Annotated in this window: 12 protein-coding genes; 8 read left to right on the forward strand and 4 right to left on the reverse strand. The window is 72.5% G+C overall.

Features of this window, described 5'->3' with window-relative positions; translation table 11 throughout:
• The first annotated feature begins 75 nt into the window (after positions 1 to 75).
• The gene (locus ACAZ03_RS14310; RefSeq protein ID WP_373354633.1) at positions 76 to 729 is read left to right on the forward strand and encodes an ABC transporter ATP-binding protein; all 654 of its coding nucleotides are present in this window, start codon (positions 76 to 78) and stop codon (positions 727 to 729) included.
• Positions 713 to 2,347 carry a capsule biosynthesis protein gene (locus ACAZ03_RS14315; protein ID WP_373354634.1) on the forward strand — a complete coding sequence of 545 codons (1,635 nt, stop codon included), beginning with the start codon at positions 713 to 715 and terminating at the stop codon, positions 2,345 to 2,347. The genes ACAZ03_RS14310 and ACAZ03_RS14315 overlap by 17 nt, the downstream gene beginning before the upstream one ends.
• 149 nt (positions 2,348 to 2,496) lie before the next feature.
• On the opposite strand, the gene ACAZ03_RS14320 is transcribed toward ACAZ03_RS14315, so the two are convergent.
• Genes ACAZ03_RS14320 through ACAZ03_RS14335 form a run of 4 tightly spaced genes read right to left on the reverse strand, consistent with a single transcriptional unit; the run spans position 2,497 to position 7,143 of the window.
• A complete protein-coding gene (locus ACAZ03_RS14320; RefSeq protein WP_373354636.1) occupies positions 2,497 to 3,246 on the reverse strand; it encodes a phosphotransferase in 750 nt (249 codons plus the stop codon).
• Positions 3,243 to 4,616: a glycolate oxidase subunit GlcF gene (glcF, locus tag ACAZ03_RS14325; protein WP_373354638.1), complete on the reverse strand. Its 1,374-nt coding sequence runs from the start codon at positions 4,614 to 4,616 to the stop codon at positions 3,243 to 3,245. The genes ACAZ03_RS14320 and glcF overlap by 4 nt, the downstream gene beginning before the upstream one ends.
• Positions 4,616 to 5,653 carry an FAD-binding protein gene (locus ACAZ03_RS14330; protein ID WP_373354640.1) on the reverse strand — a complete coding sequence of 346 codons (1,038 nt, stop codon included), beginning with the start codon at positions 5,651 to 5,653 and terminating at the stop codon, positions 4,616 to 4,618. Before ACAZ03_RS14330 ends, glcF begins: the two co-directional genes overlap by 1 nt.
• Positions 5,654 to 5,664: 11 nt before the next feature.
• Positions 5,665 to 7,143: an FAD-linked oxidase C-terminal domain-containing protein gene (locus ACAZ03_RS14335; RefSeq protein WP_373354642.1), complete on the reverse strand. Its 1,479-nt coding sequence runs from the start codon at positions 7,141 to 7,143 to the stop codon at positions 5,665 to 5,667.
• 196 nt (positions 7,144 to 7,339) lie between these two features.
• Here ACAZ03_RS14335 and ACAZ03_RS14340 point away from each other — a divergent pair, with 196 nt between their 5' ends.
• The 6 genes from ACAZ03_RS14340 to ACAZ03_RS14365 all read left to right on the forward strand — a co-directional run bounded on the left by ACAZ03_RS14340 (position 7,340) and on the right by ACAZ03_RS14365 (position 12,836).
• Positions 7,340 to 8,056, forward strand: coding sequence for a DUF599 domain-containing protein (locus tag ACAZ03_RS14340; protein ID WP_373354643.1), 717 nt, complete (start codon positions 7,340 to 7,342; stop codon positions 8,054 to 8,056).
• Positions 8,057 to 8,065: 9 nt separating this feature from the next.
• Entirely contained in the window at positions 8,066 to 8,497 is a 432-nt protein-coding gene (locus ACAZ03_RS14345) for a Fur family transcriptional regulator (protein WP_373354644.1), read from the forward strand.
• Between the two features lie 128 nt (positions 8,498 to 8,625).
• Positions 8,626 to 9,831 carry an ABC transporter substrate-binding protein gene (locus tag ACAZ03_RS14350; protein WP_373354646.1) on the forward strand — a complete coding sequence of 402 codons (1,206 nt, stop codon included), beginning with the start codon at positions 8,626 to 8,628 and terminating at the stop codon, positions 9,829 to 9,831.
• A complete protein-coding gene (locus ACAZ03_RS14355) occupies positions 9,828 to 10,721 on the forward strand; it encodes an ABC transporter permease subunit (RefSeq protein ID WP_373354647.1) in 894 nt (297 codons plus the stop codon). The genes ACAZ03_RS14350 and ACAZ03_RS14355 overlap by 4 nt, the downstream gene beginning before the upstream one ends.
• A 316-nt stretch (positions 10,722 to 11,037) precedes the next feature.
• Positions 11,038 to 11,814 (forward strand): ABC transporter permease, encoded by a 777-nt coding sequence (locus ACAZ03_RS14360; protein WP_373354649.1) that lies wholly within the window; start codon positions 11,038 to 11,040, stop codon positions 11,812 to 11,814.
• Positions 11,811 to 12,836, forward strand: a complete 1,026-nt coding sequence (locus tag ACAZ03_RS14365; protein ID WP_373354651.1) for an ABC transporter ATP-binding protein — start codon at positions 11,811 to 11,813, stop codon at positions 12,834 to 12,836. The genes ACAZ03_RS14360 and ACAZ03_RS14365 overlap by 4 nt, the downstream gene beginning before the upstream one ends.

Consider the following 12,836-nt stretch of genomic DNA (forward strand, 5'->3'; position numbering starts at 1 on the left):
TTGGCAAATGAAAGGTAAATTGTCTGCAAGCCGGGGCGCGAACGAAAATCGCCAGGGGCGGCGGACGGAACGGACATGCTTGAGTTCATCAATGTCTCGAAGAGTTTCTGGACGGGCAAGCGCCGCAAGGTGATCCTCGATCAGGCTTCCTTCCGGGTAGAGCTCGGCCAGTCGCTCGGCATCCTCGCGCCGAACGGCACGGGGAAGACGACGCTCATCAACATGATGGCCGGGCTCGAGAAGCCCGACGAGGGCAAGATCGTCCGCTCCTGCCGCATCTCCTTCCCGCTCGGCTTCATGGGCGGCGTGAACACCAAGCACTCGGCCCGCGAGAATGCGCGCTACATCGCGCGGCTCTACGGGCTAGACCCCGATTACGTCGAGGCCTTCTGCCGCTGGCTGACGGGGATCGAGGAGTATTTCGACATGCCGGTCGGCACTTATTCCGCCGGCATGCGGTCGCGTTTCACATTCTCGCTGCTCCTCGCCCTCGATTTCGACATGTATCTGATCGACGAAGGCATGCCGCAGACGACGGATGCCGAGTTCAACCGCAAGGCGGGCGACATCCTGCGCGAGCGGCTGGAGACGACGACGGTCATCATCGTCAGCCATCTGCCCGACGTGCTGGAGCGCTTCGCGCGCTCGGCCGCCGTGCTGAAGGACGGGCGGCTGACGATGTTCGACACGCTGGAAGAGGCAAGGGCGCTCTATGACTACCAAGCCTAAGGTCCGCAAGTTTCGCCTGCGCCGCGACGCGCCGCTGACTTTGGGCAATGCGGCTCTCGCCGTCGACCGGGCGGCGGTGCCGCAGGGCAATGCCGCCGAGGCGATCGACGAGATCCGCGCCGAGGGGCTGACCGGCCGGCAGCTGCGCATGGCCCGCCGGGTCGCGCAGAAGCACGGGCTGGCGGTGACCTCCGATTTCGATGCCGTGCGCCAGCTCCGCGACCAGGGGATCGACCCGTTCCAGCGCTCGAACGTCCTCGAGCTGATCGTGCCGGAGGAAAGCGGCGCGGCGACCGCGGCGCCGGGGCATGACTTCGCCGAGGGCCTGCCCTCGCGCCGCCGCGCGGCCGGCCCGCCGGCGACGGCCGAAGCGGCGGTGCAGCTGCCGCAGACCGTCCCCTCGAAGAAGACCCTGCCCTCGACCGAGACGGTGGAGCCGGCGCCCGAACCGAAGAAGAAGCCGGCCTCCGGCTTCGCCGAGGTCCAGAAGATCCAGCGCGACATGGCCAAGCGCCGGCGCCGGCGCATGGCGCTGCTCATCGTCCGGCTCGCGGTGCTCGTCGGCCTGCCGACGCTGATCGCCGGCATCTATTTCACCTCCATCGCCACGCCGATGTATGCGACGCATTCGGAATTCGTGATCCAGCAGGCCGAGCCCGCCTCGGCCGGCGCCGGGCTCGGAGGGCTCCTGCAGGGCACCTCGATGGCGACCCAGCAGGATTCGATCACGGTGCAGAGCTACCTCACCAGCCGCGCCGCGCTCCGCCGGCTCGACGAGGATCACGCCTTCCGCGAGGTCTTCTCCGACCCGGCGATCGACCCGATCCAGCGGCTGCCGGAGGATGCGAGCAACGAGCAGCTCTACAGCGTCTACCAGGATCACGTGAAGATCAGCTACGACCCGACCGAGGGCATCGTGAAGATGGAGGTGGTCGCCCCCGACCCCGACACCAGCCAGGCCTTCTCCGAGGCGCTGATCGCCTATGCGGAGGATCAGGTCGACCAGCTCACCTCGCGGCTCCGCGACGATTCCATGTCCGGCGCCCGCGCGGCCTACGAGCAGGCGGAAGAGCGGCGGAGCGAGGCGCTGGAAGACTGGCTCGCCATCCAGGCCGAGGTGCAGCAGATCGATCCCGTGGGCGAGACGGCGGCACGGACGCAGCAGATCTCGACGCTCGAGACCCAGCGCCAGCAGCTTCAGCTCGAACTGCAGACAAGGCTCTCCGTCGCCCGGCCGAACCAGGCACAGGTGGAGGCGGTGCGCAGCCAGATTGCCGGCATCGAGGACCTCATCGCCGGCCTCCGCGAGGAGATGACCGACGCGACCATCGCCGGCGGCTCGCTCGCCGCCAAGAACACCGAGCTCCGCACGGCGGAAGAGAACTACACGTTCCAGACGCTGATGGTGCAGCAGGCGCTCCAGGCGATGGAGATCGCCCGGCAGGAGGCGAACCGCCAGGTGCGCTATCTTTCGCTCGGGGTTGAACCCGTCGCGCCCGACGAGCCCTCCTACCCGCGCGCCTTCGAGAACACGCTTCTGGCCTTCCTGCTCTTCGCGGGCATCTACCTGATGGTGTCGCTGACCGCCTCGATCTTGAGAGAGCAGATCACCGCCTGACCTTGGGGGGCGTGCGGGGGGCCGCGCGCGATGTTCGGTCTCTGACATTGCTGGCGAGTGCGGGAGTGGGGGCCAGCCCCCACACCCCCGAGGTATTTTTGGCCAGATGAAAGGGGATGCCGGGCGCGCGCCTTTGCGCGCGGGCCGGTTTACCCCAGGCCCAATGCCGCCTCGATGCGCGGCATCGCCGCCGCGAAGGCCGCCGCCTCGCGGTGCCAATAGGCAAAATGCCCACCCTTCATCAGCCGCGCCGCCGGTTGCGGCCCGAGTGCGGCGGCGGCGCGGGCGGGGTCGGCCATGCGGGTGAGGACGGCGTGGATTTCGGAGACGAGCCCCGCATCGGTCGGGGCGCCATAGGCCGCGCAGAGGAGGCGGAGGCGGGGGAGACCGGCAGTGATCGCGGCCTCGGTCTCCGCCGCCTTGTCCGATGCGAGCGCGAGGGGCGCCATCCACCAGGCCAGGTACGCGAGGTCGGTGACTCGTGCGCCGGGGCCGGAGAGGTCGAAATCCACCACGCCGGTCGGCACGCCGCTCTCCCACATCAGGTTGTAGGGCGCGAAATCGTGGTGGCAGATGACCTCCGCCCGGCGCGGGTCGGCCATCGGCCAGTCCTCCGGCGCGCCGAAATCGAAGCCCGCCGAGGCGTCATGCAGCCGGCGGAGGAGGCGCCCCGCGGCGGCCACGGCATCCTCCCCCGGCGCCTCCGGCGGCGGCCCGCCGGGCAGGAGGCTCAGCACCTCCTCGCCCGCGTCGATGCCGATGAGCCGGGGGACGCCGGGCGTCCCGTCCAGATGCCTCAGCCAGCGGTGCACCGCCGCCCGCCGCGGCCCGAGCGAGCGGCGCACCGTCTCGCCCTCCCGCCGGACGGCGCTAGTATTGCCGCCGAGATCCTCGCTCATCCAGGCCCCGCGCCCAGCGCCGCCGGGCGCGGCCCGCCCGTCGCCCAGTCGAGCAGCTCGACCGTATGCACCACCGGCACCCCGGCCGCGCTGCCGATCTGCATCATGCAGCCGATGTTGCCGGCGGCGATGACATCGGGCCGCCTGGCGCGGAGCGTCTCGACCTTGCGGGCCTTCAGTTCGGCGGAGATCGCCGGCTGCATCAGGTTGTACGTCCCCGCCGAGCCGCAGCAGAGGTGACTGTCCGCCGGCTCGACCACCTCGAAGCCGGCGGCGGCAAGGAGCCCCTTCGGCGGCGCCTTCACCTTCTGCCCGTGCTGCAGCGAGCAGGCGGCGTGATAGGCGACCCGCAGCCCCTCCGGCCCGGCGGGCGGCCCCGCCACGCCGGGCTCCCGCCCGTCCACCCCGGCCACGCCGGCCCGGGCCGTCTGCACCGTCCGCGCCTCCGCCACCGGCATCAGCTCGGCGAGAAGCTCCGTCACGTCGCGGGCCAGCGCCGCCACCTCGGCCGCCTCTTTCGCCAGCTCGCCCCCGGCGAACATGTGCCCATAATCCTTCACCGTCGTGCCGCAGCCGGAGGTGTTGATGACCACCGCGTCGAGCCCCTCGCCCGCCATCTCCGCCGACCAGGCGCGGATGTTGCGGGCGGCGGAGCGCCTGGCCTCGCCGTCCTTCCCCATGTGGTGGGTCAGCGCCCCGCAGCATCCGGCCCCCTTCGCCACGACCACCTCGCAGCCGAGCCGCCTGAGGAGCCGGATCGTGGCGTCGTTGATGTCGGTGTTGAGCGCCCTTTGCGCGCAGCCGGTCATCAGCGCCACCCGGCGCCGGCGGACCCCCTCCGCCGGGAAGACCTGCGCATCGTCGTTGCGGCTGACGGGGGGGAGGCGCTTCGGCGCCATCTCGACCATGGCGCGGAGCCGCGCATCGGGCAGGAGCCGCCGGACCGGCCGCGCCAGCTTCGCCGCAAGCAGCGCGGCGCGGAAGCGCGTCGGATAGGGCAGCACCTTCGCCAGCACGAAGCGGAGCGTCCGCTCCGGCCAGGGCCGCCGGTAGCGCGCCTCGATATAGGCGCGGGCGTGGTCGACGAGATGCATGTAATGCACCCCGGACGGGCAGGTGGTCATGCAGGCGAGGCAGCTCAGGCAGCGGTCGATATGGAGGACCGTCTTGGCATCGGGCTCGCGTTCGTTCTCCAGCATGTCCTTCATCAGGTAGATGCGGCCGCGGGGGGAATCGAGCTCGTCGCCGAGCACCTGATAGGTCGGGCAGGTCGCCGTGCAGAAGCCGCAATGGACGCAGGCGCGCAGGATCTCGTTGGCCCGGGCGGTGCCGGGATCCTGAAGCTGCTCTGGGGTGAAGGTGGTTTGCATCAGAGGCTCCCGAAAAGGCCGCGCGGGTCGAACCGCGCCTTGAGCCCGGCGGAGAGGGCGGCGACGGCCGGCGCCTCGGCGCTGCGGGCCGCCCCGCCGCGGACGCAGGTCGCATGGCCGCCCGCCTTCGCCACCTCGCCGAGAAGCGCCTCCCCCGGCGCCCTCAGCCAGAGGAGCCCGCCGCCCCAGTCGATCACCGCCTCCGGCCCGCCGAGCGCCGCGAGCAGCCCCTCCGCCCGCGAGGGCCGGAGGTGCACGCGCCAGACCTCTCCCGCGAGCCCGTGAAAGGGGCCGACGTCGCGCACCTGCCGCCAGAGCGCCCGGCTCTCCTCCTCCGCCGCCACCCGCCAGTCCCCGCCGAGGCGCGAGGCGAGCGCGCCCTGCCGATAGGCGACGGAAGCCTCGAGCCCCTCGAGCCTCAGGAGCGTCTCGCCCCCCATCACCGCCGCCCCCGTCACCTCGAAGGGCGTGCCCAGCCCCGCCGCCAGCACCGGCACCCCGCCGCCGCCCACCAGCGTCACCTCCGTCTCCGGCACCGGCAGCACCTTCAGGGCGACCTCGGTGATCGCCCCGAGCCGGCCCCGGCTGCCGCAGAAGAGCTTCGGCAGGTCATAGCCGGTGACGTTCTTCATGACGCGCCCGCCGGCCTTCAGCACCCGGCCGCCGCCGTCCACCACGCGGAGCCCCAGGCAGAAGTCTCGCGCCGCCCCGGCGACCACCCGCCGCGGGCCGGAGACATTGCCGGCCATCACCCCGCCGATCGTGGGCTCGCCGGAGGTCCCGAGGAGCCCCCGATGATCCATCGGCTCGAAGGCCAGCCGCTGTCCCTCGCCGGCCAGAAGCGCCTCCACCTCGGCGAGCGGCGTCCCGGCGCCCGCCACCAGCGTCAGCGCGCCCGGCTCGTAGAGCCTGACGCCGGCGAGCCCGGCGAGGCTCAGCCGCTCCCCCTCCGCCGCCATGCCCCGCGTGAAGCCGCCGCCCAGCGCCAGCGGCGCATTGGCCCCGGCGATCCGCTCCGCCAGCTCCTGCTCCTCCATCTCGCTTTTCCTCAAATACCGCGGGGGGAGTCGGCCCGCAGGGGCCGGCGGGGGGCAGCGCCCCCCATCCTCCGCCCTTCGGATATGGCGAGCGGGAACACCTTGGCGGGGTTCAGAAGCCAGCCGGGATCGAAGACATCCTTCACCGCCATCTGCGCCTCCAGATCCTCCGCCGCGAACTGCACCTCCATGAGGTCCCGCTTCTCGACGCCCACTCCGTGCTCGCCCGAGAGGCACCCTCCGGCCTCGACGCAGAGCGTCAGGATCTCTGCGCCGAGCGCCTCCGCCTCTTCGAGCTGGCCCGGCGCATTGGCGTCGAAGAGGATCAGCGGATGCATGTTCCCGTCCCCGGCGTGGAAGACATTGGCCACCTTCAGCCCCCGCGCCGCCGAGAGCTCGCTGATGCGGCGGAGCACCATCGGCAGCTCCGAGACCGGGATCGTGCCGTCGAGGCAGAGGTAGTCGCCGAGCTGGCCCATGGCCCCGAAGGCGCTCTTCCGCCCCGCCCAGATGCGCGCCGCCTCGCCCGCATCGGCGGCCTCCCTCAGCTCCACCGGGTCGAAGCCCCGCGCGATCCCGGCGATCTTCGCCAGCTGTGCGTCGATCTCCGCCGGGGAGCCCTCGACCTCGACGATGAGCAGCGCCTCGCACATCGGATAGCCGGCGCCGGAGAAGGCCTCCGTCGCCTCGATGCAGGGGCGGTCCATGAGTTCGATGGCGACGGGCAGGAGCCCCGCCCGGATGATGGCCGAGACGCAGGCGCCCGCGACCTCGGAGCTGTCGAAGCCGATCAGCACCGGCCGCGCCCCCTCGGGCTTCGGCAGGATGCGGAGCCAGGCCTCCGTCACCACGCCGAGCTGGCCCTCCGAGCCGCAGACGAGGCCCAACAGGTCGAGCCCGCCGGCATCCATCCAGGGCCCGCCGATCTCCACCACCTCGCCCGCCATCGTGACCATCGTCACGCCGAGGAGGTTGTTGGTCGTCACCCCGTATTTCAGGCAATGCGCCCCGCCGGAATTCATGGCGATATTGCCGGCGATGGCGCAGGCGAGCTGGCTCGAGGGGTCGGGGGCGTAGAAGAAGCCCGCCTCCTCCACCGCGCCGGTGACGGAGAGGTTCGTCCGCCCCGCCTCCACCCGGATCACCCGGTCGGCATAGTCGACCTCCAGCACCTTCGTCATCCGGGCGAGGCCGAGGATCACGCTGTCCGCCGTCGGCAGCGCCCCGCCCGCGAGCGACGTGCCGGAGCCGCGGGGGACGACCGGCACGCCCTCCTCCGCGCAGACCTTGAGCGCCGCCGCCACCTCGGCCGTCGTCCGCGGCAGGAGCGCGGCGAGCGGCGGGCAGCGATAGGCGGTCAGCGCGTCGCATTCATAGGCGCGGAGCTCCACGGGGTCGGAGATCACCGCCCCCGGCACCGCCGCCTCCAGCCGGGCGACGATCTCGGCCTTGCGCGCGATCAGCGCGGCATCGGGCTTGGGCATCTGCATGTCGGGCCTCCCTCAGACCCCGAAGGCTAGGCGCGCCGGCAGGCGGCGGCAAGCGAGACGCGCCCCGAAGGGAGCGGCGAGCGACGTCAGAGCCGCTTGCGCCCCGCCGCCGCCTGCCGTCAACTGCACGCATGGAACACGCCCTCCGCCGAGACCCCGCCCCGATCCCCCGCTGCCAGGGAGCAATCCCCCGGTGATGCATGTCGAGACAGCCCTCGCCCTCACGACGCCCTGGGACCTCGCGGCCCTCGCCTTCCTGGCGCTCGCCTGGCTGGCCATCGGCTGGCGGATCGAGCATCCTGGGCGCACGCCCTCCGTCACCGTCCTGATGGCCGATTACCGGCGCGACTGGATGCGGCAATACGCGGCCCGCGACAATCGCATCTTCGATGCGCAGCTCCTCGGCACGCTCCGGCAGGGCACCAGCTTCTTCGCCTCCACCTCGCTTCTCGCCATCGGCGCCGTGCTCGCCGTCGTCGGCAACACCGCGCCCTTGCAGAGCGTCGCCGAAGATCTCGGCGGCGGCCCGGCCCCGGCGCTCGTGTGGCAAATGAAGCTCCTCGTCGTCGCGCTCTTCCTCGCGCAGGCCTTCCTGAAATTCGTCTGGTCGCACCGACTCTTCGGCTATTGCGCCGTGGTCATGGGCGCCGTCCCGGCCCCCGGCGAGCCCGGGGGAGAGGCGCGCGCCGGCCAGGCGGCCGAGCTCAACATCCGCGCGGCGTGGAACTTCAACCGCGGGTTGCGCGCCATGTATTTCGCCCTCGCCGCCACCGCCTGGCTGCTTGGCGCCGCGGCGCTGGCTTTGGCCATCGCGCTGACAGTCTGGGTGCTCTGGTCGCGCGAATTCGCCTCGCAGTCGCGCAAGCTCCTTCAGCGGGAAAACCCCATGGCTCCGCGCGCCCCCTCGCCCTAGACTGGCGCCATGACCCGGCCCGACCGCATCCCGGCCCCTGACGACGCCCATGACGACGCGCTGCGCGCCGCCGGGCTGCGCGTGACGCGCCAGCGCCGCGCCATCATGGCGGCGCTGATGAGCGCCGATGACCACCCCGACGTGCCCGAACTCCACCGCCGCGTCCGCGCCGAGGAGCCCACCGTCTCGCTCGCCACCGTCTACCGGACCCTCGCCGCGCTGTCCAAAAAGGGCGTCGTGCAGCGGCTCTCCTTCGAGGGCGAGCCGGCGCGGTTCGAGACCTCGGACGCGCCGCATCACGACCATATCGTCGATCTCGACACGGGCGCCGTCATCGAATTCGTCTCGCCCGAGATCGAGCGCCTGCAACGCGAGATCGCCCGCCGCCACGGCTACGAGATCGTCAGCCACAAGCTGGAGCTCTATTGCCGCAAGCGCTGAGCGCCGTTGTTCTTTCCCGCTGCCGAGCCCCGTCGCCGAGCCCCGTTCACGAAACCGGCATCGCCCCGGTCTTGCACCAAGGCCCGGCCCATGCGCCCTTGGCCCCACGTCCAGCACAAAGGCACGCCATGACCCGTATCGCCCTGCCCCTCGCCCTCTGCCTCCTCCCCCTCGCCGCGCCGGCCGAGGAGCTCACCGACCTCTCCTGGGAGGAGATCGTGGAAGAGGCCCGGGGCGGCGAGGTGAACTTCTTCCTCTGGGGCGGGGCCGACAACATCAACCGCTATGTCAGCGAGTATCTGGGCGGGCTCCTCGCGCCCTATGACATCACGCTGAACCGCGTCGGGCTGACCGACACGACCGAGGCGGTGAATCTGGTCTTGGGCGAGAAGGCGGCCGGCAACGACGAGGGCGGCGCCGTCGACCTCATCTGGATCAACGGCGAGAACTTCCGCACGATGATGGAGGCCGATCTGGCCTATTGCGGCTACACGGGCCTTCTGCCCAACGCGCAATATGTCGACTGGCAGAGCCCCGCCGTCGCCTGGGATTTCGGGCTGGAAACGGCGGGCTGCGAGGTCCCCTGGTCCGGCGCGCAATTCGCCTTCGCCTATGACAGCGCCCGGATGGACGAGCCGCCCCGCTCGATCGAGGCGATCCTCGACTTCGCCCGCGCGAACCCCGGCCAGTTCACCTATCCCGCCCCGCCCGATTTCAACGGCGCCGCCTTCGTGCGCCATGTCTTCTACGAGGTGGCGGGGGGGCCGGAGCCCCTTCTCGGGCCCTTCGATCGGGAGGTCTTCGACGCCGTGGCGGAAGAGACCTGGGCGCTTCTCAACGATCTGGAGCCCTATCTCTGGCGCGAGGGGCGGACCTATCCGACCTCGATCACCCAGCTCCAGACGCTCTTCGCCAATGGCGAGGTGGCCCTCAGCTTCGAATACAACCCCAGCCAGTTCGGCGCCGGGGTGGAGGCGGGGCAATTCCCCGACACGATCCGCAGCTACGGGCTGGAGGGCGGCACGCTCGCCAACACCAGCTTCACGCTCATCCCCTACAATGCCGCCAACAAGGCTGCCGCGCTCGTCCTGCAGAACCTGATCCTCTCCCCCGAGGCGCAGCTCGAGAAGGCTCGGCCGGAGGTCTGGGGCGCCGCCCCGGTGCTGGTGGAGGAGCGCCTGCCGGAGGAGATGCAAGCCGCCTTCGCCGCCCTGCCCTCCCACCCCTCGGTGGTGCCTGTCGCCGAGCTCGCCGAGCATGCCCTTCCGGAGCTCTCGGCCGACTGGATCGCCGCCATCGAGGCCGGCTGGATCGCAAGGGTCGGCAACGAGTGAGGCGGCCCGGGGGGCATCGGGGCGGGCGTCGCGGGGGGCATCCGGGCCATCTGGGGCGGGCGCCGACGCTCCTCCTCCTCGCGCCCGTGCTCCTCGTCCTCGGGCCGCTCTTCGGCGGCGCGCTGGTCTTCGGCCTGACCCGCAGCCTCGGCCACATGCCGGAGATCGGCATGACAGGCTGGTCGCTCGCCCCTTGGGCGGCGGTGCTCACCGAGCGCGAGACCTGGCGCGCCCTCGCCCTCTCGCTCTGGATCGCCAGCGCCGCGACGGCGCTCTCGGCCATCATCGGCACCGCCCTCGCGCTCGGCCTCGCCCGGCCCTTCCGGGGCGCGGCGTTCGCGCGGCTCCTCGTGCAGGTGAACCTGACGGTGCCGCATCTCCTCGCCGGGGCGGGTGTGCTCCTCCTCCTCTCCGGCTCGGGGTTGGTCTCGCGCCTCGCCGCCGCCCTCGGCTGGATCGACGCACCCGGCGACTTCCCCGCCCTGGTCTGGGACCGGACGGCCATCGGCGTGATCGCGGCCTATGCGGTGAAGGAGATCCCCTTCATCGCGCTCGTCACCCTCGCCGCCCTCGCCGCCCGCGGCCCCGGGCCGGAGGAGGCGGCGCGCAGCCTCGGCGCGACGCCCTGGCAGGCCACACGCCGCATCACGCTGCCGGCGCTCGCCCCGACCATCACCGCCGCCTCGGCCATCACCTTCGCCTTCGCCTTCGGCGCCTACGAGCTGCCGGCGCTGCTCGGCGCCTCGCATCCGCTCGCCCTGCCCGTCCTCGCCTGGCAGGATTACACCGCCACCTCCCTCGCCGCCCGCCCCGAGGCGATGGCGCTGGCGCTCCTGACGGCGCTGATCGCCGCAGCGCTCATCGCCCTCATTGCAAAGGTGCGGCAATGAGCGGCGCGGCCGACCGGCGGCACGGCGGGCCGTCCCGGCGCCCGGCAGAGGCCCGGCCGGCCTCCCCTGCGCATCCTCTTCCGATAGAGGCGGCACAGCGCGCGCCCGGCCGCCCCGTGCCTGCCTCCGCCCGCCGCCCGCCCTCCCCTTCGCGCCTCTCCGCAGGCCGCCCCGGCGCGGGGGAGACCCCCCAGGCCCTCACGCCCACCCCCCGAGACGGGCACCCCCTCTCCCTCTCGCTTTTCTCCGGATACCCGCGGTTGTGTGGAGGCTGGCCCCCACTCCCTCCCGTGCCTCCCGCGCCGGACGCCGCGCCATGAGGCCCGCTCTTATCTGGCTCGCCGCCGCGCTCCTCCTCCTGCCGCTCCTGCCGTTCTTCCCTCACGCTTTCGCCCGGGGGTGGTTCTTCCCGAGCCTCCTGCCGCAGGGCTGGAGCCTCGACGCCTGGGGCTATGCGCTCTCGCCCACCGGCGGGCTCCTCGCCGCGCTGGGGACGACGACGCTGATCGCCGCCCTCGCCTCCACTGCCGCCGTGGCCCTGGCCCTGCCCGCCGCCCGGGCGCTCGGGCAGCGCGCCTTCCCCGGCCGCGGCGCGATGCTCATGGGGCTCCTCGCCCCCGTCATCGTCCCCGGCCTCGCCGTGACCATGGGGCTGCAGGGCGTCCTCGCCCGGACAGGGCTCACCGGCACGATCGCCGGGGTGACGCTCGTCCACCTGATCCCCGTCCTGCCCTATGCGACGCTCCTCCTCACCGCGCTCTTCGCCGGGCTCGACCAGGAGGAGGAGGCCGCGGCCCGCTCGCTCGGCGCCTCGCCCGCCGCCGCCTTCACGCGCATCACGCTCCCCGCCCTCGCCCCGGGCCTCGCCGCCGCCTGGGCGCTCGGCTTCCTCGTCTCGTGGAGCCAGTATGCGCCGACGCTGGTCGCGGGGGCCGGGCAGGTGCAGACCCTGCCGCTCCTCCTCTTCGCCTTTCTCGGCTCGGGGCGGAGCGACATCGCCGGCGTCCTCGGGCTCGTCTATCTGGCGCCGGGGCTGATCGTGCTCATGGGCGCTTCGCGCACGATCACCCGCGCCCTGCCGAGGCCGGCATGAGCGGGCTGGAGCTGAGGGAGATCGCGCTCGCCTACGGGGGCACGAAAGTGCTCGAGAGCTTCTCGCTCACCGCAGAGGCAGGGGAGCTCACCGCCCTCCTCGGCCCCTCGGGCTCCGGCAAGAGCACCGCCCTGCGCACCGCCGCCGGGCTGCTGGCGCCGGATCGGGGGCAGGTGCTGATCGGCGGGCGGGACGTCACCGACACGCCGCCCGAGCGGCGCGGCGCGGTGATGGTCTTCCAGTCGCCCCATCTCTTCCCCCGCATGACGCTGGCAGAGAATGTCGGCTTCGGGCTGAGGATGCGCCGCCGCCCGGCGGAGGAGATCGCCCGCAAGGTGGACCTTATGCTCGAGCGCACCGGCCTCGCCGGGCTGGGGGCGCGGCACCCGGCGGAGCTCTCGGGGGGGCAGGCGCAGCGGGCGGCGCTGGCGCGGGCGCTGGTGCTGGCGCCGGAGGTGCTTCTGCTCGACGAGCCGCTCTCGAGCCTCGATGCCGGGCTCCGCGCCGAGATGCGCGCGCTCATCCGGGCGCTGCAGCGCGAGACCGGCACGACCATGCTCGTCGTCACCCACGACCAGGCGGAGGCGGCGGCGCTTGCCTCCCGCGTCGCGCTGACATTGGGCGGGCGCATCGCACAGGCCGGCCCGCCGGAAGAGATCTATGCCCGCCCCGCCACCCGCGAGGTCGCGCGGTTCTTCGGGATCGAGACGTTCCTGACCGGCACCGCGACGGGCCAGACGGCCGAGACGCCGCTCGGCCCCCTGACCCTCGCCGCCCCGGCGGAGGGCCCCGTCACGCTGGCGATCCGGCCGGAGTCGATCCGCCCCGGGCCGGGGGAAAACGGGGTGACGGCGCGGCTCCTCGAGGCCGAATATCTCGGCACGGCCACCCGCTTGACGCTGGACGCCGCCGGCCAGCGGCTCGTCGCGCTCTGGCCCCCGGCGGAGGCGGCGGGGCTGGCCCCCGGGGCGCGGGTCGAGCTGCATCTGCCGCCGGCGGCGCTCTGGGTGCTGCCCGGATAG

Source organism: Pseudoroseicyclus sp. CXY001 (assembly GCF_041714655.1).
Classification (GTDB): Bacteria; Pseudomonadota; Alphaproteobacteria; order Rhodobacterales; family Rhodobacteraceae; genus Pseudoroseicyclus_A.

Excerpts from the sequence above, each read along its gene's own strand:
- ACAZ03_RS14310 (WP_373354633.1), top strand. The coding sequence starts at position 76 with ATGCTTGAGTTCATCAATGTCTCGAAGAGTTTCTGGACGGGCAAGCGC.
- ACAZ03_RS14315 (WP_373354634.1), top strand. The coding sequence starts at position 713 with ATGACTACCAAGCCTAAGGTCCGCAAGTTTCGCCTGCGCCGCGACGCG.
- ACAZ03_RS14320 (WP_373354636.1), bottom strand. The coding sequence starts at position 3,246 with ATGAGCGAGGATCTCGGCGGCAATACTAGCGCCGTCCGGCGGGAGGGC.
- glcF (WP_373354638.1), bottom strand. The coding sequence starts at position 4,616 with ATGCAAACCACCTTCACCCCAGAGCAGCTTCAGGATCCCGGCACCGCC.
- ACAZ03_RS14330 (WP_373354640.1), bottom strand. The coding sequence starts at position 5,653 with ATGGAGGAGCAGGAGCTGGCGGAGCGGATCGCCGGGGCCAATGCGCCG.
- ACAZ03_RS14335 (WP_373354642.1), bottom strand. The coding sequence starts at position 7,143 with ATGCAGATGCCCAAGCCCGATGCCGCGCTGATCGCGCGCAAGGCCGAG.
- ACAZ03_RS14340 (WP_373354643.1), top strand. The coding sequence starts at position 7,340 with ATGCATGTCGAGACAGCCCTCGCCCTCACGACGCCCTGGGACCTCGCG.
- ACAZ03_RS14345 (WP_373354644.1), top strand. The coding sequence starts at position 8,066 with ATGACCCGGCCCGACCGCATCCCGGCCCCTGACGACGCCCATGACGAC.
- ACAZ03_RS14350 (WP_373354646.1), top strand. The coding sequence starts at position 8,626 with ATGACCCGTATCGCCCTGCCCCTCGCCCTCTGCCTCCTCCCCCTCGCC.
- ACAZ03_RS14360 (WP_373354649.1), top strand. The coding sequence starts at position 11,038 with ATGAGGCCCGCTCTTATCTGGCTCGCCGCCGCGCTCCTCCTCCTGCCG.
- ACAZ03_RS14365 (WP_373354651.1), top strand. The coding sequence starts at position 11,811 with ATGAGCGGGCTGGAGCTGAGGGAGATCGCGCTCGCCTACGGGGGCACG.